17 protein-coding genes, 1 tRNA gene and 1 pseudogene are annotated in these 20,323 nt (G+C 43.0%); 9 read left to right on the forward strand and 10 right to left on the reverse strand.

The window, feature by feature from the left end; genetic code table 11:
- Positions 1–2: 2 nt before the first annotated feature.
- From TT12_RS15010 to TT12_RS00480, 8 genes are all read right to left on the reverse strand, one after another.
- Entirely contained in the window at positions 3–164 is a 162-nt protein-coding gene (locus TT12_RS15010; RefSeq protein WP_207803929.1) for a hypothetical protein, read from the reverse strand.
- 303 nt (positions 165–467) lie between these two features.
- Complete coding sequence (locus tag TT12_RS00465; RefSeq protein WP_045451536.1) at positions 468–1,181, reverse strand: OmpA family protein; 714 nt, start codon at positions 1,179–1,181, stop codon at positions 468–470.
- Between the two features lie 233 nt (positions 1,182–1,414).
- Positions 1,415–2,395: a type VI secretion system-associated protein TagF gene (tagF, locus tag TT12_RS00470; protein ID WP_045451244.1), complete on the reverse strand. Its 981-nt coding sequence runs from the start codon at positions 2,393–2,395 to the stop codon at positions 1,415–1,417.
- Entirely contained in the window at positions 2,392–2,958 is a 567-nt protein-coding gene (locus TT12_RS15015) for a type VI secretion IcmF C-terminal domain-containing protein (protein WP_207803930.1), read from the reverse strand. The genes tagF and TT12_RS15015 overlap by 4 nt, the downstream gene beginning before the upstream one ends.
- Entirely contained in the window at positions 2,844–4,412 is a 1,569-nt protein-coding gene (locus tag TT12_RS18030) for an ImcF-related family protein (RefSeq protein ID WP_306304310.1), read from the reverse strand. The genes TT12_RS15015 and TT12_RS18030 overlap by 115 nt, the downstream gene beginning before the upstream one ends.
- On the reverse strand, positions 4,393–5,898 hold the full coding sequence (locus TT12_RS18035) for a type VI secretion protein IcmF/TssM N-terminal domain-containing protein (protein WP_207803932.1): 1,506 nt from the start codon (positions 5,896–5,898) through the stop codon (positions 4,393–4,395). The genes TT12_RS18030 and TT12_RS18035 overlap by 20 nt, the downstream gene beginning before the upstream one ends.
- A gap of 91 nt (positions 5,899–5,989) precedes the next feature.
- Complete coding sequence (locus tag TT12_RS15030; protein ID WP_207803933.1) at positions 5,990–6,343, reverse strand: hypothetical protein; 354 nt, start codon at positions 6,341–6,343, stop codon at positions 5,990–5,992.
- A 155-nt stretch (positions 6,344–6,498) separates the two neighbouring features.
- A complete protein-coding gene (locus TT12_RS00480) occupies positions 6,499–8,283 on the reverse strand; it encodes a hypothetical protein (RefSeq protein ID WP_045451247.1) in 1,785 nt (594 codons plus the stop codon).
- 417 nt (positions 8,284–8,700) lie between these two features.
- On the opposite strand from TT12_RS00480, the gene TT12_RS15035 reads away from it, so the two are divergent.
- From TT12_RS15035 to icmH, 5 genes are all read left to right on the forward strand, one after another.
- Positions 8,701–9,750 (forward strand): M15 family metallopeptidase, encoded by a 1,050-nt coding sequence (locus tag TT12_RS15035; RefSeq protein WP_227678863.1) that lies wholly within the window; start codon positions 8,701–8,703, stop codon positions 9,748–9,750.
- 31 nt (positions 9,751–9,781) lie between these two features.
- The gene (locus TT12_RS00490; protein ID WP_045451250.1) at positions 9,782–10,468 is read left to right on the forward strand and encodes a hypothetical protein; all 687 of its coding nucleotides are present in this window, start codon (positions 9,782–9,784) and stop codon (positions 10,466–10,468) included.
- 9 nt (positions 10,469–10,477) lie between these two features.
- The gene (tssK, locus tag TT12_RS00495) at positions 10,478–11,611 is read left to right on the forward strand and encodes a type VI secretion system baseplate subunit TssK (protein ID WP_207803934.1); all 1,134 of its coding nucleotides are present in this window, start codon (positions 10,478–10,480) and stop codon (positions 11,609–11,611) included.
- Positions 11,551–11,823 carry a type VI secretion system baseplate subunit TssK gene (tssK, locus tag TT12_RS18040; RefSeq protein ID WP_207803935.1) on the forward strand — a complete coding sequence of 91 codons (273 nt, stop codon included), beginning with the start codon at positions 11,551–11,553 and terminating at the stop codon, positions 11,821–11,823. Before tssK (TT12_RS00495) ends, tssK (TT12_RS18040) begins: the two co-directional genes overlap by 61 nt.
- Before the next feature lie 114 nt (positions 11,824–11,937).
- A complete protein-coding gene (gene icmH / locus TT12_RS00500; protein ID WP_201604997.1) occupies positions 11,938–12,750 on the forward strand; it encodes a type IVB secretion system protein IcmH/DotU in 813 nt (270 codons plus the stop codon).
- 256 nt (positions 12,751–13,006) lie between these two features.
- Here the strand turns inward: icmH and TT12_RS00505 are convergent.
- Together TT12_RS00505 and TT12_RS00510 are read right to left on the reverse strand one after the other, a co-directional pair.
- Positions 13,007–13,082 (reverse strand) — tRNA-Asn (locus TT12_RS00505).
- A 300-nt stretch (positions 13,083–13,382) separates the two neighbouring features.
- The gene (locus TT12_RS00510) at positions 13,383–14,585 is read right to left on the reverse strand and encodes a pyridoxal phosphate-dependent aminotransferase (RefSeq protein WP_045451255.1); all 1,203 of its coding nucleotides are present in this window, start codon (positions 14,583–14,585) and stop codon (positions 13,383–13,385) included.
- A 541-nt stretch (positions 14,586–15,126) separates the two neighbouring features.
- Between TT12_RS00510 and TT12_RS00515 the strand changes: the two genes are divergently transcribed.
- The 4 genes and pseudogenes from TT12_RS00515 to TT12_RS15940 all read left to right on the forward strand — a co-directional run bounded on the left by TT12_RS00515 (position 15,127) and on the right by TT12_RS15940 (position 20,278).
- Positions 15,127–15,864, forward strand: coding sequence for an SDR family NAD(P)-dependent oxidoreductase (locus TT12_RS00515; RefSeq protein WP_045451258.1), 738 nt, complete (start codon positions 15,127–15,129; stop codon positions 15,862–15,864).
- 57 nt (positions 15,865–15,921) lie between these two features.
- Positions 15,922–17,682: an NAD(P)/FAD-dependent oxidoreductase gene (locus TT12_RS00520; protein ID WP_045451260.1), complete on the forward strand. Its 1,761-nt coding sequence runs from the start codon at positions 15,922–15,924 to the stop codon at positions 17,680–17,682.
- A gap of 41 nt (positions 17,683–17,723) precedes the next feature.
- The gene (locus TT12_RS00525) at positions 17,724–18,707 is read left to right on the forward strand and encodes a DUF1365 domain-containing protein (RefSeq protein WP_045451539.1); all 984 of its coding nucleotides are present in this window, start codon (positions 17,724–17,726) and stop codon (positions 18,705–18,707) included.
- A 368-nt stretch (positions 18,708–19,075) separates the two neighbouring features.
- Positions 19,076–20,278: pseudogene (locus tag TT12_RS15940) on the forward strand (class I SAM-dependent methyltransferase).
- Positions 20,279–20,323 lie beyond the last annotated feature (45 nt).

Here is a 20,323-nt window from a genome sequence, read left to right on the forward strand (position 1 = left end):
GGTCAGAGGCTACCGATGAGATTGGTTAATGGCGTAAAGGGAGGGTGATGCCGCTCATGGATATAAACATGTAACACATAAGTGTCGATACCATGCTGCTGGTATTGGCAATTACCATTGGGGTTTAGTTGAGCAATGATATCGGCTTCATCAGCGCTATGCATGAGCTTATATTGCCACGCACGATGAGCCTTAATGTCTTGGCGAGCGCTCGGATAGGGCGCTTGAGTGCTGCCTTCACTGGCATAGAGCCGATCAGGTGCATAGGCAGCACGGTATTGGTCAAGCGTAGCATAGTTATGTCCCTATTTTTTTAGCAGTGGCTCTCTTTTAGCATTGGTGTTTTTTGTAGCATCGATATCTCTAGTAGCAATGACAGTATGTTTTTCAGCATTATCAAACCAGCTATCAGCACTTAACCGTCATTGCTTAGTTGCCGTTATCGTCATACGTTCTACATAGCGATGTTATTCATTAAGGGTAAATTCGATACGGCGATTGCGAGTGCGACCTTCTTCGTTGTCGTTACTAGCGATAGGATCTGAGTCCCCTTTGCCAGTAGTACTGAGACGAGTCGCATTGATATTTCGACCGATCAAGTATTGTTTGACGGCTTCTGCACGCTTATTTGATAGGGCAAGATTGGCAGTAGAATTGCCGACATTGTCGGTATGACCGGTGATAAGAACAGGCTTATCACCGACCCGCTGTAACACCCCTGCCATATCGTCTAAGATACCAAGGCCCATCGGCGTTAGATTGGTGCTACCAGACTCGAACTCGACGATACGGTTGCCTAAAGTCTCGTCTATGAGGCGTTGTTCACCTTCTACCACGACCAGCTGATTTTCTAATTGATAGAGATCAGTTAGGCGCGAGTGAATACGGTTTTGAATGGCTTGCTTTTGTTCAAGGCTGCTTACCTTGCCATGTAAGCTAATGGTCGTACCATGAATGTCAATACGCCCTTGACGAATGTTAGAGATGTCGCTATCAATGATAGTCGTGGCTATCTGTTGCCAGTTGGTCGGTATACTGATGTTCGAACGTACTTCGATTTCATCTCTGACAGGTTTATCAGGATACTGTGCTTTTAGCTTGTCAAGCAATTGCTGTTTGTCTGAACTGGTAGCGACCACACCTTTGATGACCACTGGCACATTTTGTGAGTTATTTGTCACATGAGCGTCGTTATGTTCTGCAAATACAACGGCGCTCATAGGAAGGGTGATAGCGGCGGCTAATAGCAGGTTTTTCGTGTGATTTGTTCGCTTGGATTTTGTTATTCTAGAGAGGACTTTCATTCAAGTACCTTTTTAATCTGTCTATTGTTGAGCAGTGACTAATTGCAGGGGTATGATGCATGGCGGCTACTATTAGCTGTTACGAATCAGCAATTATCGTGAGCCACTATCTATTGTGCTAAAAAAGTTTTTTTAAACAATTGCCTAGTATCATACAGATATAAATTGTCTTGTAACAATACTTTATTGAAACGGGTCAATCCAATGTCTTCATCGATATAGCCTTGAGTCCAGTCGCTATGAGCGATGACCACCCAATCTTCAGGATAAGTTTGTTCACTTTCTGATATTTGCTTGAGTATACGTCCATCGGGTTTAGTAAAACTCATGAGCAAGCGATAGCAATTAGCGACACGATATAAGTAGGTATTCAAGTAGAGCTGGTGTGGCTGATAAAAACCATTGATGAGATCGTGCCAAAAAGTGGCCATGTGTATCGAGTTTTCTCTATCAGAGGTAAGTGACCAGCAGATGGCTTTATTCAAGCCATAAAAACCCTTAGTAAAGGTCGGTAAAAATAACAGGCCAGTGGCAATGATTTGCTGTATCAGCTGCGTTTTATCAATGTTCATTAAGATCGCGATATCATGCAACGTAGTGGTATTGATAAAATCATAGTAGTAAGTACTGGCATTGTTATCGATGCTGAGTTGGCTATGATTGAGGTGCTCCATAAGATCGCTATTGTCAGTTTTGGATTTTGCCATACTCAAAACTTCATAAGTGTCATTCCAAAGCGCTGATGACTTGACGGGCAGATAGTTCATCCAGTTTTTCGGTTTATCGAGATGAAGCACGCCAAAACCTATCAATGGGTAATTTCTATAGCTACTATCGTGACTAGGGATCAAAACACCGGTGATAATCTCGTTAGCTCTAGTGTCGATATGACTGAAATTTAAAAAGGCAAAGTTATGATTGCTGACATTGTTTATCGGAATTCCGCTAAATACACTTTCCGACACGGCTAGCGCTTCGCTGACCCATTCATCAATGGCATTAGTCTCAGAGATATGAGCACGCGCCCGGACAAAGTCCCCGCGAGCAGGCAATTTTCCAAAATATACTAAAGGCAAAGAGTCTGGAGTCATGGCGTTTGCTCCTGCTGTTCAGTCACGGCTGAACGATCATCAGTAGCCGTCGTGGTATCAGTAGGCGGTTGTACTGGTGGACTGTTTTCACTATTAGTATTAGGGACTACAGTAGATACGCGGGCGGGCGGCGTGACATTGCTTGTATTTTGCTCGCCAGTTGGTACTGGCTGATTGGTGCCAGAACCCGCATTAGGAGTGTCGCCATCAACAGCATTATCATCAGAAATTGGCCTTGCTGTACGTGTGACACCAAGGGCAATAATCTCCTCTGGTAGTTTCATTCCGGTAAAGGGATTGGTAGAGCGACCTTGACCGGTAGTGGTACTACTGCCGCTGCCGCTGATGATTCTAAAGCGTACAGAGATAGTGATACCGTCACCAGACCATGCCATCTCAAAGATATCATTGCCAAGTTCAGTACGGCGTGCACTGTTAATGAGCCTTTCTACCCCAAAGCTGCCTGCTTCTTCAAAGACAGTAAAGTCTCTGCCATCATAGTCCTTGGCTCGAATACTGGCACCAGGTTGGCTACTTGGATTTGGCCATACAACGTTGTCCACGCTTGAGTACCCATGCGATAACGCAACTGTTGACCATCGACCACAATAGTATATTCAGTCAAACCGCTGACGGGTAATGGCATGATTTGAAAAGTGGTTTGATTGGCAGCGCCACCAGTATTATTCGCACCAGCAGCGCCTGTGCTATTGCTGCCCATATAATTGGTAAAGTAACGGCCAAAATCAGCGACAAACTGCGGGTTGAGACCCAGACCTGCACCATTCCAGATTTTACTGGAGATTTGATCGCCGCGGCGAATGATAAAGGGCGATAACGTTTCGTTGACGAATCGCGCCACATAGCCATCTTCGCCGAAGAATTGACCGATCTCTGCAGGCGTCGCTTCTAAGTTTGCATTGGCGGTAAAGGGATACTTACTGCCTAAATTATCGAGGAAAGGCTTATAGACCTGCGCTTTCCAAACTTTATTAATCTCAGCCTTAGTGGGCGTCAGCAGCATGTTAAATGAACGAGTCAGTGGCTCACTCAACAACGGACGAACCAGTTGTTTTATTTCAGAGTTGGCTTGACTCAGGATCTGCTCATCTAATATCTGTAGAGATTTGGTTAACTCTGAGCCTTCGGGGCTGAGGGTTTGTGAGGCAAACAACAAAGCATCAGGGCCGATGTCGTCACTACGAGCGATATTGTTAAAACGGGTTCTGATATCGCCTAAGCTGACTAAATAGCTGTCTAATAATGACAGATCCTGATTTTCTTCTCTTGGCGTTACTAGCGCATGTATAGAGGAGAATTCTTGCGCAATCACACCTGAGCTTGCTTGTGCTACAGGCGCGGCGTTATTAGAGCTACCACCATTATTCATCGCTGCTTCTGCTTGCCGCAGCTCAGCAGGGCTTTGACGCAGGATGGTTTGCTTAAACCAATTGACAAATGAGCGACGAGATTCGCCACCATTGCCAGCTGCTTGATTAGCCGCTTTATTGTCCCATTGAGTTTGGCGATCTACTGTCTCAAACAGGGTTTTTAACGGTGACTCTGCGGCATTGGACAGCTGATTTAATAAGACCGCATGATCATCGAAGCCTGTGCTATCCCGAACATACACTTGAGTTAAAAAACGTTTCCATTCACTGATATATTCTTGCTTATAGCGATTGACCAGATATTGTCGTATCTGTTCAGGACTACCCGTCAAGGTAAGATCATCTTGGCTGCTGGTGGCCAACACCCAATCATCGGCGACCACTCTCGTAGTGGCAGCTTTATCAATCTCATCACTGACGAAAGCATCCCATGCCTCTTTAGTAAAAGTGCCTGAAATGACATAACTACCAAGCAGTGTTTCATTAGCATTGTTTTGCGTAATCTGTGCAACCGTGACTGATGGGAAGCGGGCAGATGCACGCATTTTAATCTCAGAGTAAACCCGCTCACGAGCAGGTTGACCTTTGCTAACCTTGGATAAATTGCTACGGGTTTTGTCTATCAGCTAAGTCATTTTGGATCAATGGAAAGGCGGGGTCGTCGACATGAGCCAAGGTGAAACTCAAGATACGCTCAGCTTGGCGAATCATCTTGTCACGCGGCATGTCAGCGCGATTGGCTTCGAGCCAGTTGCGCCAAAAACGGGTCATCTGATCACTCAAATGACTGGCCTCTAAATTGTCATGATTGCCAAGCATGAGATAAGCTTTGAGCGCGTTATAAGCATCTTCAACGTCTGTGGGGTCCGACTGGATATAAGCATCATTAACGGCAGCATCAGAGGTGTCATCAGTGTTTGAGTCTTCTGTACGGACTTCTAATTGATCGGCATTGGTATTTACTTCGGTCAAAAACGTTTCGATATTTTGTTTGGTTGGCGCTAAGACGATGATGCTGATGCCGTTATAATATTCTGCTAGCAATTTCTGCTTAAGCTTATCGCCTTGATAGAGGCCAAAACTTAAAGACAGCGGCTTGTCGTCTTCATAGCCTTCAAGCTGCTCGATTCGACTTTGTAGAATATTGAGCGACTCGAGCTGGGATTGTAAATCACCGTTAGAATTTTTTTGTAGCGCTGCGACTTGCTGTAAGTCAGCCACGACACGCTCAGTGAGCTGTTTATTATTGGCATAAGACCATGTCCACAGACCGACAGCCGCACACAAAGTCACGACAGCAGCTAGCGTCGCAAGCGCACGATGACTGCGCTTGTGTCGGTTTTTATGCTGCCTGACCAAATGCTTGTCTTTTAAAATGACTTTAGAAAATAGATCTTGTAAAAAATAGGGCTTGTCTGCGGCTTCTTGCTGCGCATTGAGCGGTATCGCAGGTGGGTGCAAATCGTAATTTTGTACCATTTGTAACGTCATTTGGCTGCTAACTTGCCCGTCTTGCAAGGCGCTGGTAAAGTAAAAGCCACGCAATATGGGCTTAAATTGGAAAGGGTTGTCCTCAAACAAAGCATGCATCAGCGTCCGTATCATGGGACGTAACGACTGAAATTCCATTGGGAAAGTCATTAGACTGGGAGATACCGTGCGCTGATGACGTAAGGATAGCTTAGTGGTGCTCAAGTCTTTTAGACCATTGACCAAGACACCAAAATGCTCTTCGAATACGTCCGTGATATTGATATTTTCTGGGTCTTCAGGATAGGGGATGGTCGCGCCCCATACTTGGCTGCGCTCTTCTTGCTCATAATCATTAAAGAAGTCACGGAAGCCTGAAATCAAATCCATTTTAGTAAAGATCACATAGACAGGCGCATAAACTTCTAACTGTTCCGTTAAGTCTTGCACACGGCTGCGCAGATTCTTGGCCAAATCCAACGCATAGTTTGGATCGTTTTTGGTGAGTTCGGCGATACTGACCGCGATGATGATGCCATTGATCGGTGCTTTAGGTCGATTCTTTTTGAGTAGGCTTAAAAACGACAACCATTCTGAGCGATCTTCTTCATAAACGGAGTAACGTCCTGCGGTGTCGAGCAAAATACCTTCAGTCGAAAAAAACCAATCGCAGTTACGTGTACCGCCGACGCTTTAACGGATAGCTTGTTACCTTGCTCCATAAAGGGGAATTTTAAGCCAGAGTGTAGCACTGCAGAGCTTTTGCCTGCGGCTGGATTACCAATGACCATATACCACGCAGCTCATATAACGCCGCTTTGCCTGTTTGATCGCCTATCTTTGATTTGCGAATGGTTTTAATAGCATCTTGCATTTGCTGGCGTAGCGCTTGCACTTCTTGAGCGTTTTCATCTTTGGCCACATGAAGGCTATCGTCACCTTGGCTCTTGTTACCATTATCCTCCACTAAGTTTGCCAGCTCATCTGAGGCAAGCTTACGTTTTTTCCACAGGTAATAGCCAAGCGCCCCCAGCACCGTACATGTGATTAGGACGCCAATGATTATGACAAAGGTTTTAATAGTCACATAATCATAAAGTAAGACTAGAGCGACTATGAGCCCAGCGCCAATAATACTCTTGGGTTATAGATAAGATGAAAAAACCTTGAAAACATGCGTGCTACCTAGTGTGAACTTAAGATAATAAAACGAGTATTTACCACGACAAAGCACCATTAAAACTACGACTCAGATTTTTGAGAAGAGTCTAGCAACCAAAGCATATTGCAGTGCTTATGTTGAGTAATTAGAAATGACCTGTCTGACTCTTGTTGGTCTTCTTTGGCTAAGTCAATGAATAACGATAAGCTGATGAATGGCTTCAACCAATTATTCAATGGCATATAATGCCCTAAATGATGCTCATTTACTAGAGCGCCTTGTGCTATAAATGCTTCAAGAAAGCTCATATACGTTGATAAGTCATAAGGCTGCTTTAATGGATTAATGTCAGACATGGCGGTAATGGTCATGTCTGTTATAGCAACATTAGTCTTGTATTTTTCTTTGCTGTTGATGTCAGACGATTTTTTTGCGGGCTTTACTATCTGTTTATCGGTGGTTTTTAGCGTGGTCGTATCGGTCGGCGACAGTGAAAGCATATTGTCTATTAATAGGTTTTTGATAGTCGTTAAATGATTCAAATAGCGACGTTTATCACTCAAAAGCTCAGTGCGATGAGCTGTAGCTATCTCCGTTAATAAAATACGGGTACTAGCGTCAATATTGAGTAGCTCTTGAGCCGCTTGATTCGAGAATAGCAACAGCGCACCCGCCTCAGTAGGAATGACATTGGTCATTTGCTCAGCATACAAATGAGTGTCTAACCATTCTTCACTTATCTGTGAATCTGCAATGAGAATTAAGTAAAGATCCGGCGCAGTTGATTTAGATAAAGGCAGCAGATGTTTATTGATGAATTCTGTAGGTGTGGCAATTGCAGTATTGTTAGCGCTATTGTCTGCTACGGTGTTTGCGACGTCAGTGCTGTCAGTTATGATGGTCGTAATAGCAAGCCGTGTATCAGGAATACCGTAAGTTGCTAACTGTTCTTTTATGGTCGCGATCAAAAATGCTGGATCGGCGCTGGCAGGCAAGCATAGATAGATAGGAAGATTGGTTAAATGACCAGCAGAGGCTGCTGTCATTTTGTCATCACTGTTCTTTTTACTGCTGTTATTTTCACTACTTACTTCGTTGGCACTCACCAAATAATGTTGCTGCCATTCGGGATGAATATGAATGGCTGCGTTGGACTGAGTCGTATCTTGTTGGTGATGTTGGTAAAAGTATTCGGCAAGGCTAGACAGCATCTCCTCGCTCAAGACTAGCTGCTCATAAATTAATGCCTGTAAACGCAAGGTAGTATCCTTTAACGCAGCTTTACGTTCAGTAAATCTCTCATCATCGAGATGGCTGTCTAAATCATTGTCTAAATCACTGTTCGAATCTAAATAATGGTCTGAATAGCTGTCGTCAAACTCTGAATCTGCTGAATAGGCATCAGACAGACTAGGATATGGTAGGGCAGCTGCATCAGGGAGTCTTGCAATCGGTTTGACCAACATTGGCATACCATCAATATCTGTCAAATCCTCGCTCAATACGGTTAGGTCTGCATCATTGTCCACCACCTCAGACCAACAGTCTCCTTCTGGTAGGCAGACACGGCTATAGATAAATAACTGATAAGTATTGGGCGGCTTAATAGCGTCTGTTTTATCTGTTGTTCCATCAAGTATCTCTGGTGAATCGGTTGTTTGTTTATCCAGTTTTTTTTGCCACCATAAGAGCGCCATGATAGATCCAAGAGACAATAAAGGGATGGAAACAAACCATAGTAATAAGCCAGATGAGGTCAGCTGTCGCGCATTGTCTTTAAAGTACATCCAGACCAAAATGAGATACAACACCAAAATCATGACTAAAACAGATCGGCCGTATGACAGTATTTTTTTTGCGCCCACTTATTTAAACTCCCTATTTGTTGGGTTTTTATTATAATTATCACCATGTAGACAAGCTTTGCGATCCAAATTTTATGATGTTTATAATCTTGTTTTTACTATACTAGTTAACTTTATTTGTCTTTTTTATAATTCGGTTGTAATGATAGGAATCGCTTTGAAAATATTGTTAAACTATAAAATCGATAACTAGTGAGGGTTTTAGGCATTATTAAGTAAATTTTTATAATGAAATAGTATTTTTAAGTTGTCTGTAGATAAGCTAATGGATAGGAATAAATAAAAATTAGTGTAATTAAGTTAGCTTTATTTTAAAAGGAGATGATTTGTCTATATAATACTGACGAAATCGTAATTATCAACGCCTGTTTATTATTATTTTGTTTTTATCGTCTCAACTGTCGCTGACGCTTGCCTATGATTTACTTGACTGTATCGGTCTTTACATTGCTCTCTATCCTCATGATGGTCACGCTTTTTGATCGGCAGCTATGTGGGCGACTATTAGATAAGGTAATGGTATTTTTTCATCGATTGCCTAGCCTAAAATTCAAGCGTCCATCAATAAAGACACCAAAAGAGGCATTTCATTATCGTATCAAGCAGTTTATTCGTTTTATTTCAGATATAGATGTTTCTCGTATTCCAGTGATATCGGCATTGTCTTTTTTGATTGTCATGGCAACGGTTGGATTGTGTTATGCCCTGATTACCAATCATTCTCTGAAGGTTTATCATGCCAACGATACCGTGGCTAGCACGACAAATCTGCAAATCAGTCAACTACTCATAGGAGAGCGTCTGCGTCCGCCGTCGCCTCCGCCAGAGGAGCTGTTTGCTGAACTAGAAGCCGAGGTTGCAAGCTACCAAGCTGACAAGACAGAGGAAGGGTATTGGCCGGATAATCAGACAAATATACCTCAGACTGATAGGCCGCTAATGCTCCCTGAGCCTGACTTGTCTGACTTAGACACGCAAGATCATAGCACTGGCTATTCAGGTGACATGTTGGCTGCACATCTAAACAATGGTCATATCAATATCAAAAATGCTGACCGTAATTGGCAAAAAATGAACTCAGATTTTGTTCAACGGCTGTTGACTGTGTATAAAGTAATGAGTGACCAATATGGCTATGACATGGTGCTGTTAGAAGGCTATCGTAGCCCTGCAAGGCAAGCAAGACTATTGAAAAAAGGGACTCATGTAACGAAGGCAGGATCATACAAGAGCTATCATCAGTTTGGTTTAGCGGGCGATAGCGCCTTTATCAGAAATGGTAAAATTGTCATAAGCGAAAAGGATCCTTGGGCAATGCGAGGCTATAAATTATATGGTAAAGTAGCCAAATCTGCCGGACTTGTGTGGGGTGGTGATTGGCGTATGATGGATCTTGGGCATGTTGAGCTGCGCAAAAAAGGCGTGCTCGGTCGCCCAGAAATGGCTGAGATTTTGACCAGTCAATAATGATAATAACAAGCTAAGGTAAACTGAAAGTATGAATAAATGTATGACATTGCCAGTATCATTAATCGCTGCTACTTGCTTGCTAAGTGGTACGATCGCCGGATGCAGCACTGATAAGTTGAGCAAGTCAAATGACAAGGTATCGGCATTGGCAGGCGAGCCTCCTACTATAGATGCCATGAGCCATATCGTTGATAATGGCAAAAATAGTGCCGATTTGCAAAGTTTAAAAGCACAGCTAGAGCTGCAGCAACAGCAGCTAGCGACCATGAATGCTGAGCAGCAAGCATTACAAGAAAAATTGAAGCGTCAGCAGATTACCCTAAATATCAAACCCACCACTAATGCCAATGCAGGGCGTACCAAAGTAGGCACAGCAAGTACTGCCTATATCGCATTTTTGGAAGAAGAGAGCCAGTTTACGGATATTGAAGCGCTGGCTGCCAAAGAAATCAGTATTATCCCAAATCGTGAGAGCAGTCTGACCGTGAACATTCCACAAGACGCGCGCTTTATCGCTATTAAAGTGGGGCTGAGATATACCAAAAAGCGCTCACAGTTTCTTATCCCACTTGCCAGTCTCAATTTTGATACGCCACTGGCGATCAATATTGGTGGATGCGATGTCAGCATTACTGAGGGTGTTGACCCAGCACTGGCACCTACATTTACTACCAAACTTAAATATTATCAGCAGCCACTAGTCAGCTGTTCTTAGGAGATTGTCTTGAGTAAACACAGGGTATTATGGGGAGAAGGGTTGTTTTTGCGACCCCAACATTTTCAGATTCAAGACACTTATCATGACTCGCAACGCGCTTTGAGTATGATGCTGGTGCATCCTTATGCTTATGGAGTATCTGATGTTCAGATTGATAAGCAACTTTTGGAAAGCAATTTACTAAGCTTTCAAAGTATTTATGCGGTATTGCCCGATGGTACGATATATCATGCACCTCGTACCGACACTTTACCGAAAGCCATTACCTTAGATACCCAAGACAATGGCGATGAAGTTTTCGTATTTTTGAGTTTAGAGATTGTCCATAGTGGCGGCAGCAATATACAGACGGATCGTAGTGACAATCCAACACGCTATGTAAGGGGTGCTATTGAGGCACAAGATCTATATAGCCAAGCGGCTGAAGCAGTCATTGACGTGATTAAACTGTCGCCAAATTTGCAGTTAAGTTATTCTGCGCAAGCGCCTAGCCAAGATACCGTGTCCTTATTGGTAGCCAAGCTCGTGCGTACCACTCAAGGCATCTATCAAGTCGATGATGATTATATCGTCCCAAGTGTGCATATTACGAGTAACCCTGCGCTTGTTGGTCACGTATATCGTTTGATGACGATGATTAATACCAAGTCCACGTCACTGTATGACCATCATCGTCAATCTAACAATGACTTACTGGAGTTTCGCTCCTCAGATATTGCCTCTTTTTGGCTATTGCATACGCTAAATACCGCATACTCTCAGCTCAGTCATTTATATAATAATGCCAAACTACATCCAGAACGCCTTTATGAAGCATTATTAAATGTCGCCAGCCAATTGGCTACTTTTAGCTCATTATATAAGGTGGGCGACTTACCTTCTTATCATCACGATAATGCTAATGACTCATTTGTCAGTATCATTTTAATCATTCGTGAGCTACTCAATACCGTCATTGCCAGTAACTTTATTTCGATTCCATTACGTCAGAATAAGCCATCTTATTATACAGGCGAGCTAAGTAGTGACAAGATCACGCGTGCTCACAGCTATATCTGTCTGTTAGCTCATCATTGCCGATGCACGAGCTCATCGACATCGTACCACGCCGATTTAAAATTGCGACGCCTGACTCAGTAGAGAAACGTGTCTTATCAGCGCTGCCAGGCTCTTCTATTTCACATGTCAGCCAAGTACCCAGTGCGATACCAGTGAGACCAGGCTTTAGCTATTTCACCATCGAACCGGTAGGCGAGCTATATGACGAAATGCTCAAATCTGAATCTATCTGTATTTATGTGCCAAATGGTTTTGATGATTTAAAAATAGAGCTGATGGCTATCGTACAGTAGTTCTTTTTGTCTTTAGAGGTGCTGAGGTTGCAAGATGAGTATGCACTAGGGCGTGTCCTCATTTTGAGAACACGCCCTCAATAGTATTTGAAATAATAAGCATTAGGAATAATCATGTCAGGGAATAATTCAATGGGTTCTGCACCTTCGTTGTTAGATTCAGGCGAGGTGGCTTCAAAGGTCTCAGCAACGGGTCTAGATAAGCGTGTCAGTAGTCAGTCGCTGGTAGACATCATGTATGACGGCTTTTATTTGGTGTTTTTATTACGCAATCATTATTTCAGCACTGAGCCGCGACAATTTCGTCAAAAAATATATGATTTTTTAGATAAGTTCGAGATGAATGCGCGCAAAAAAGGATTTCTGTCAGAAGATATCCATGAAGCCAAGTATGCGTATTGTGCGTTGATTGATGAGACCATCATGACCTCGCAAGAGCCAGAGTTTCAAACCCTCAAAGATGCTTGGGAGCTAAATCCTTTGCAGTTGGATTTATTCGGCTCACAAATTGCTGGTAATGAGTTCTTTGAGCGTTTAGATGGTCTACGCGAGCAAGGAGAGAGGCGTCTGCCTGCTCTGGAGGTCTATCACTATGCGATGCTACTTGGTTTTCAAGGGAAGTATCGTTTAGAAGCACCCGAGAAAATTCGTTATCTTATCTCACGCTTAGGGGATGAAATTGAGCATCTACGGGGTAATAAGAACGAGTTTTCGCCTTTTTGGGCGATACCCGACCAAATCAAACACACGCTCACGAGTGAAACGCCACTATGGGTCATACTCACGGTCATGGCAGTGTTGTTGACCGCGATATTTGCGACCATGTGGCAGTTTACCAATAGTTTCTCGAATGAGCAGCTGTCAGCATACGATAATGTGATTCAAGAAAACAAAGAGCAAGCTCATATCTCAATTTTCCTACCTTAATTATTTTCCTTACTTTAAATGCTAACTTCTTTAACAGTTTATTTCAGCTGCATACGTTGTGCTGAAATAAAAACTGTTAGGACAGCAAGGTAATAATTGTTATATCGTTGGCTACTTATTTTTCTACTGAGTTTTATATAAATTTCTTCATGCCAATAAAAATAGTAGCCATAAAAAACCCTCATCAAAGAGATGAGGGTTTTGGCAAATGCCATAATTGAATTAAAGATAATTCAAGAAATTTACAACTAAAATGTGGCTCTCCAACCTGGGCTCGAACCAGGGACACACGGATTAACAGTCCGTTGCTCTACCAACTGAGCTATTGGAGAATAAGCTGCAAGTATTTAAAACCTTACAACGAGCCTTAGAAGTCTCTAACGAGTTCTTGCTAAGTGGGGCGTATTCTAGCAAAAATAAAAAATACGTCAAGCCTTTTTTGCATAATTATCAAAGATAATTATTTTAATAAGGAGATAAGGCATTTTTCGAGGTTTTTTGCAAAAAAAACTCCCAATTGTGAGATAAATAAAAAAGACGCCACATAGAGGATAGGTGGCGTCTTCGTTTATAAGCACATTTCTAAGCACATACTTAAGCGTAGTAATTTTAAGACAGTGGCTGTTTATTTATTATTCAGCAATGTCTAGATCAGCAACCGCTTTTTCGATACGTGATAAGGCGTCTTTTAGCGTTGCTTCATCAGTCGCGTAAGAGATGCGCATATAGCCACCAAGACCAAAGGCATCACCAGGCACCACTGCTACGCCAACCTTCTCTAACAACCATGCTGAAAATTCAGTACATGATGACAGACCAGCGGCTTTGATGAGTGGTTTGATATCAGGATAGACGTAGAAAGCGCCATCAGGACGCAGGCAGGTGATACCTTTAATCGCGTTCAAACCATCAACGACTAGATCACAACGCTTTTCAAAGGCTTCTACCATCGGCGTGAGCACGCTTTGATCGCCACTGATAGCGGCTTCGGCAGCAACTTGGCTGATCGATGTTGGGCATGAGGTTGACTGTGATTGTACTTTTTTCATCGCCCCAATCAGCTTAGCAGGGCCGCCAGCGTAACCAATACGCCAGCCAGTCATCGCATATGCTTTTGACACGCCATTTAAAATAATCGCCCGCTCTTTTAGCTCAGGTGCTGCATTCAGAATATTGTAGAACTTATCGCCCGTCCAGCGGATGTGCTCATACATATCATCTGACACAACATAAACTTGAGGGTGCTTTTTCAGCACTTCAGCGATAGCTGTTAGCTCATCCAACGTGTAAATCATACCGGTTGGGTTAGAGGGGCTGTTTAGTACCAGCATTTTAGTTTTGTCAGTGATGGCGTCTTCTAACTGCTCAGCGGTGATTTTGAAATCTTGCTCAGCAGGGCATTTGACGATGACTGGCACACCTTCTGCAATGATGACCATGTCAGGATAGCTGACCCAGTAAGGTGCCGGAATGATGACTTCATCACCTGGATTGATAAAGGCTTGCGCAAGGTTAAAAAATGATTGTTTACCACCGACCGATACTAGGATTTCATTGGGCTCATAGCTGATGTTGTTATCACGTTTGAACTTCTCAATGATGGATTTTTTGAGCTCTGGCGTACCATCGACAGCGGTGTATTTGGTAAAACCGTCATTAATGGCATCGATGGCTGCTTTTTTGATGTGCTCTGGCGTATCAAAATCAGGTTCACCCGCACCCAAACCGATAATGTCTTTACCAGCTGCTTTTAGCTCTTTGGCTTTATTGGTAATCGCTAGCGTAGGTGATGGCTTGATGTTGTTGACGCGGTCAGAGAGTTGCAATTCACTCATGAGAGATCCTTTTTATAGTGGAGTGGGATTGGTGAAGCACTATCATTAATTGTATAACGTTTGAGATGTCATTAGGACACGATATCAGGCAGTTTCAAAAACTGTCGCAAGGGAAGTTGATTTTTGAAAATAAATAACCGTTAATAAAGACAAGCGCTTTTAACAGGTTGGATATTTTCATGATAAATACGCTGACTAATCAGCCATTTAATATAAAGCTATTTTTGATTTTTAGTATTGTAGCATGCCGTAATTAGGCTGTCTTATAAGGCTAGTAACATAAAACGACAGACCTAAGAGCAATTTTCCCAGTGCGCGAGAGTAGACAGGTTCAGTCAATTAAGAGACGCATTGATTGCGAAACCACAACAATAAATCGATAGCCGTGCGCTATGATTGTTTAGATTTAATAAATAAAATGGATGATACCTTAATAAAAAAAGGTTAATATCATCAGCTGACTAAAGATGATAAGCAAGGATTTAGCACCTAAATGCATGGTGAATTTTGTACTATCAGCACACATAAAAGGACGTTTACGATGACTGACTCTACTAAGAAATTACATATAATTATTACTGGCGCGACGTCTGGTATTGGCAATCAATTGGCAAAAGACTATCTACTAGAAGGTCATCATGTCTATGCCGTTGGTCGAGACGATAGCGCATTGGCTGAGCTTGAGTCACTAGGCGCAGAAAAGGTTGACTTAGATCTCATGGATCGGGATAAAGTTATCGACGCTTTTGGAAAAATTGAAGAGGTTGATTTGGCGATTTGTGGCGCTGGCATGTGCGAATATTTGGACATGCCAAACTTCGATAGCGTCTCATTTATGAAAGTGATGTCGGTAAATATGGGTACGTTGTCACATGCTATCGAAGGGATATTGCCAAAGCTAATCGCCTCAAAAGGTCGTCTGGTGGGCATTGGTTCAGCATCGGCTTATGTGCCATTTGCTCGTGCCGAAGCTTATGGCAGCTCAAAGGCTGCCATCCATTATCTAATGAAAACTTTGCAAATTAGCCTTGCACCGCATGATGTGTCGGTAAGCTTGGTCGTGCCTGGTTTTGTCGAGACGCCAATGACTAAGCAAAACGATTTTCCCATGCCCTTTATTCAAACAACAGCGCAGGCAAGCCAAGCTATTCGTGATGGTATCGCGAGTGGTCACGATGTGATCGAATTTCCCAAAAAGCTCACTTTACCGCTAAAGGTATTGGGTACGTTGCCAGATTTAGTGTGGCAGCAAGTCAGTGAAAAAATTAATAAAAAATAGCTTATATTGAAAAATGGCAAAAAATAAATTACTAAAAATATGGAAAGGAACGCATCAATGCTGTTTAACCGCCGTAAACGTAAGAACCTAGAGACAGTCTCTCATGAAGCCAGCAGCCTCTCAAAACAGACGACTAACGCTCAAGCTAAAAAACGTATTGCTATCATTGGCTCAGGTGTATCAGGATTGACTTGCGCTCATTATCTGGTGGCGCAACATGAAGTGACAGTGTTTGAGGCTAATGATTATATTGGCGGTCATGTAAATACCATCGATGTGGCGCTACAAGACGGCAAAAAAGCAAAGAGCAGCAATGTGGAAAACAGTGCCATAGATACTGGCTTTATCGTCTTTAATGAGCGTACTTATCCCAATTTCTTTCGTCTACTGCATGAGCTGCAAGTGCCGTTTCAATCGACTGACATGAGCTTTTCGGTAAAGAATACGGCGCGCCATTTTGAATACAATGGTCACACGCTCAATACTTTATTATCGCAGCGTAAGAATGTCTTTAATCCAAAATTCTGGCAATTTATCAAAGATATTCTACAGTTTAACAGGCATATCAAGCAGCTACGCCAAGACTACGAAATGGCACGTGCTAACGGGCAAGATGTTGGCATTTTTACTGAGCAAACACTGGGCACCTATCTCACAGAAAAAAGTTATGGCAAGCTGTTTATAGACAACTATCTGCTGCCAATGGTTTCTGCCATTTGGTCAACCAGTCTGCATGAAGTACAAGACTTCCCACTGGTGTTTTTTGCACAGTTCTTTGACAATCATGGCTTGCTCGATGTGGTTAATCGTCCGCAGTGGTTTACGATTAAAGGTGGCTCAAAACAGTACGTCAATAAGTTGATTCCACGCTTCATCAAAGCGGGCGGTAAGGTGAGAGTAAACAGTCCCGTACAGTCTGTGGTTCGTGATGGTGAGCAAGTATTATTGACGGTTCAAAATAAAAGCATTACTGACAACAATATCGAAAGCTTGAACGAAAAATTGGTATTTGACGAAGTTATCTTTGCTTGTCATGCAGACACCGCGCTCAAAATTTTAAAAGACGCCAGTAAGGATGAACATGAGGTACTCAGTCATTTTCGCTTTACCAAAAATACCGCCGTACTGCATACCGATGTCAGTGTCCTACCGAACAAGCCATTGGCGTGGGCCAGCTGGAATTACCTGATTGATGAGAATCTCGCAAATAAAACTGCGCGACAATCAGGACAATCAGCTACTGAAAACCATACTAAAAAAGCGCAAACATTAGCAAAACCAGTGCTGACTTATCACATGAATATTTTGCAACGCCTGACCAAAAAGCACAATTATTTGGTTACGCTGAATCCAGAAACCGTTCGTGAAAATGTTGATGATAAGCACGTCATTAAGCGCATCGATTATAGCCATCCTGTGTTTGATAAAGTGATGATTGAGGCGCAAAGCAGATGGTCGAGTATCTCTGGTAACGACATGCACACACATTTTTGCGGTGCCTATTGGTTTAATGGTTTTCATGAAGATGGCGTACGTAGTGGTCTACGTGTCTGTCAGGCGCTCGGTCATGATATTGCGATAAAAGACGAGGTTGATCCGACTCATCTGCCTGATGCCGAGAGCGCACATACGCCGTTTCGTTATAAAGACCTGCCGGTAAAGGCAGACACCAAATTGCGCACACTTAATAAGCGTGAGGTTGTCACGGCGCTTACTAATCAGGAGCTGATTGAGTACATTGAACGTTTACAACCGACTGTTAAAAATGATGAATCAAAGCGAAAGCGTCGCTTATTTGGCTGTCATAACGTGCAGTGATTTTGGCAGTGAAATCAACGAACACTATTGAAGAGAATGCTATGTCTATTGAAACCGGCACGCCTAATAAGCTGTTACCCCATCAGTTGTTCAATGGGACGACTTGGCACAGTCGGTTACTGCCAAGTGTGCATAAATTTGCGTATCCATACCGTTATTGGGGCATCAATATCAGCGCATTGGCTAAAGGGCTGGAGCTTCCTGAAGTAAGTATAGGTATTAGTAGTAAAAATAAGCTTTTAAACAAGTTGCTTTCAAAAGGGCGGCTGACCAAAGGATTGCCATTATTTTCAGCAAAGAAAAAAGCCTTGCAGCAGTTTTGTCCTGATGATTACTTACAAGGTCTACCTTTACAAGAGTCAAATAGCCTAAGTAATTTATCAATGAGTGGTAAACAGGATAATGGTCGTTCAAATTCTGTTCAAGCACTTAATCATCGCTTAAACCAAGCGTTTACTGAGCAAACGGGTAGTGCGCCAACAGGCGATATTATTGGAATGCTCGTTTGCCGCAATGCGGGCATATATTTTAGTCCAGTCAATTTTTACTTAGGTTTCGATGAGCAGCAGATACCGTCGCATTTATTGGCTGAAGTCTCTAATACACCGTGGGATAAGCGCCATTATTATGGGTTTACACTCAATGGTGCGAATACTGAATTTTGTCATAATAAAGATTTTCATGTCTCACCTTTTAACCCGATCGATCAGCTATATCGTTGGCAGGTTAAGGTAAAAAAGCAGCCGGATAATTGCTTGCAAGTTCGTATTGCTATTGATATCAGCGACGAGCGCGGTGAGGTATTAAAAACGGGTATAAAAATGGCTGGCGTTCCAATGACCGCCACAACAATTCGCAACAGTTTGCGAAAAAATCCGCTAATGAACATGACCTCTGTAACCCGTATTTATTGGCATGCTTTCAAGCTTTATGCGATTAAAAAAGTGCCTTATATTCATTATGATGAAAAACTGGCCGATAGCCAACAGAACAAAGCACCGACTCCAAAAGATATTCTTCGATAGTTGAAGGGCTAACGACCAGCCAAAGAAATTTATCAGCTTAACGCTTAAGCATAGAGCATTTAAACAAGGATGAATATACGATGTCAGCACGACCAACCGACCGAGCACCCGTTTCGACATTAGGAAAATTGACCGCACAGATGAGTAAGGTCGTCAATGAGCGCGCCATTTTTCAGCCCGTCAGTGCGGGAATGAATCAATTGGCAAGAAAACTCATCTTCCGCGCATTAACGCATATCCAGTTTGGCAGCCTGACTATAGTCGAAGCATTCGATGAGCAAGCACCTAATACCGTCAGCTTTGGTAAAGTATCCGATAGTGTCGCGAGCAGTTCGGCAGTGGGTCGCCATTCACTACACGTCACCTTGATGATTCATGATCCTACTGTCTATCGGCAGCTGTTGCTTGGCGGCTCTATTGCGCTAGCAGACAGCTATATCAATGGTGAGTGGGATACGGACGATTTGACAGGGCTGATTCGTTTGGCAGCGCGTAACTTGGCGGTGTTGGATAAGTTAGAAAATCGCTTTGCAGGTGTGAGTAAGGCGTTTGAAAAAGCGAAGCATCGGCTACGCAGTAATGATCAGTCTGGTGCTAAGTCCAATATTTTAGCGCATTATGACTTGGGCAATGATATGTATCAGCGGTTTTTGGATGATACGATGATGTATTCAGCAGCAGTCTATCGTACGCCTGATGTATCACTGAGCGCAGCGCAGCAGCATAAACTGGCGCTCATTTGCCAGCGATTACAATTGACGCCTGATGATCACGTGATAGAAATTGGCACAGGGTGGGGCGGTTTTGCTATTTATGCCGCCACACATTATGGCTGTCACATAACGACGACGACCATCTCTGATGCCCAGTATGATGAGGCGCAGCGCCGAGTCGATGCGGCGGGACTGTCTGATAAAATTACCCTGCTGAAGCAAGATTATCGTGAGCTGACAGGGCAGTACGACAAGCTAGTCAGTATCGAGATGATTGAAGCCGTTGGGCACGAGTACTTACCGACGTTTTTTGCCAAATGTAATAGCTTGCTCAAACCCACAGCTGATGGTACTGCAAGCCATTACCTTTAATGATCAAACTACCAAGATTATGTTAATTCAGTCGATTTTATCCAAACGCACATTTTCCCTGGTGGTTGTTTGCTCTCTAATCAAGAGCTAAATACGCAGTTTACGGAACAAACCGACATGGTTATCAAGCAGCTACATGATTACGGTTTTGACTATGCTCATACCTTGCGCGACTGGCGTGCGGCGTTTATGGCACAGCGTGAAGAAATTAAGGGGCTTGGTTATGATGATGCCTTTATTCGCTTGTGGGATTTTTACTTTTGCTACTGCGAAGGTGGATTTTTAGAGCGTACTATCGGCGTGGTACAGTTGACCGCAGTGAAGCCAGACAATATTGATGTGATGCATTTCTCTGATTTGTCTTCTCATGACACTCTGACCGATGAGCAAAGCAGCCGCCTGATTCACGATATTATGAATTCTCATGAAAGCGGTAATGTTAACAGTGATGGCCAAGACGCCTCCAAACGAAACATAGCGTCTTAACAAGTTGCGTTTCAATAGGCAGTGTCTTAACAAGCACTGACTTAA

Source organism: Psychrobacter sp. JCM 18903, from assembly GCF_000586475.1.
Taxonomy (GTDB): domain Bacteria; phylum Pseudomonadota; class Gammaproteobacteria; order Pseudomonadales; family Moraxellaceae; genus Psychrobacter.

Excerpts from the sequence above, each read along its gene's own strand:
- TT12_RS15010 (WP_207803929.1), bottom strand. The coding sequence starts at position 164 with ATGCATAGCGCTGATGAAGCCGATATCATTGCTCAACTAAACCCCAAT.
- tagF (WP_045451244.1), bottom strand. The coding sequence starts at position 2,395 with ATGACTCCAGACTCTTTGCCTTTAGTATATTTTGGAAAATTGCCTGCT.
- TT12_RS15035 (WP_227678863.1), top strand. The coding sequence starts at position 8,701 with ATGATTTACTTGACTGTATCGGTCTTTACATTGCTCTCTATCCTCATG.
- TT12_RS00490 (WP_045451250.1), top strand. The coding sequence starts at position 9,782 with ATGAATAAATGTATGACATTGCCAGTATCATTAATCGCTGCTACTTGC.
- tssK (WP_207803935.1), top strand. The coding sequence starts at position 11,551 with ATGCACGAGCTCATCGACATCGTACCACGCCGATTTAAAATTGCGACG.
- icmH (WP_201604997.1), top strand. The coding sequence starts at position 11,938 with ATGTCAGGGAATAATTCAATGGGTTCTGCACCTTCGTTGTTAGATTCA.
- TT12_RS00510 (WP_045451255.1), bottom strand. The coding sequence starts at position 14,585 with ATGAGTGAATTGCAACTCTCTGACCGCGTCAACAACATCAAGCCATCA.
- TT12_RS00515 (WP_045451258.1), top strand. The coding sequence starts at position 15,127 with ATGACTGACTCTACTAAGAAATTACATATAATTATTACTGGCGCGACG.
- TT12_RS00520 (WP_045451260.1), top strand. The coding sequence starts at position 15,922 with ATGCTGTTTAACCGCCGTAAACGTAAGAACCTAGAGACAGTCTCTCAT.
- TT12_RS00525 (WP_045451539.1), top strand. The coding sequence starts at position 17,724 with ATGTCTATTGAAACCGGCACGCCTAATAAGCTGTTACCCCATCAGTTG.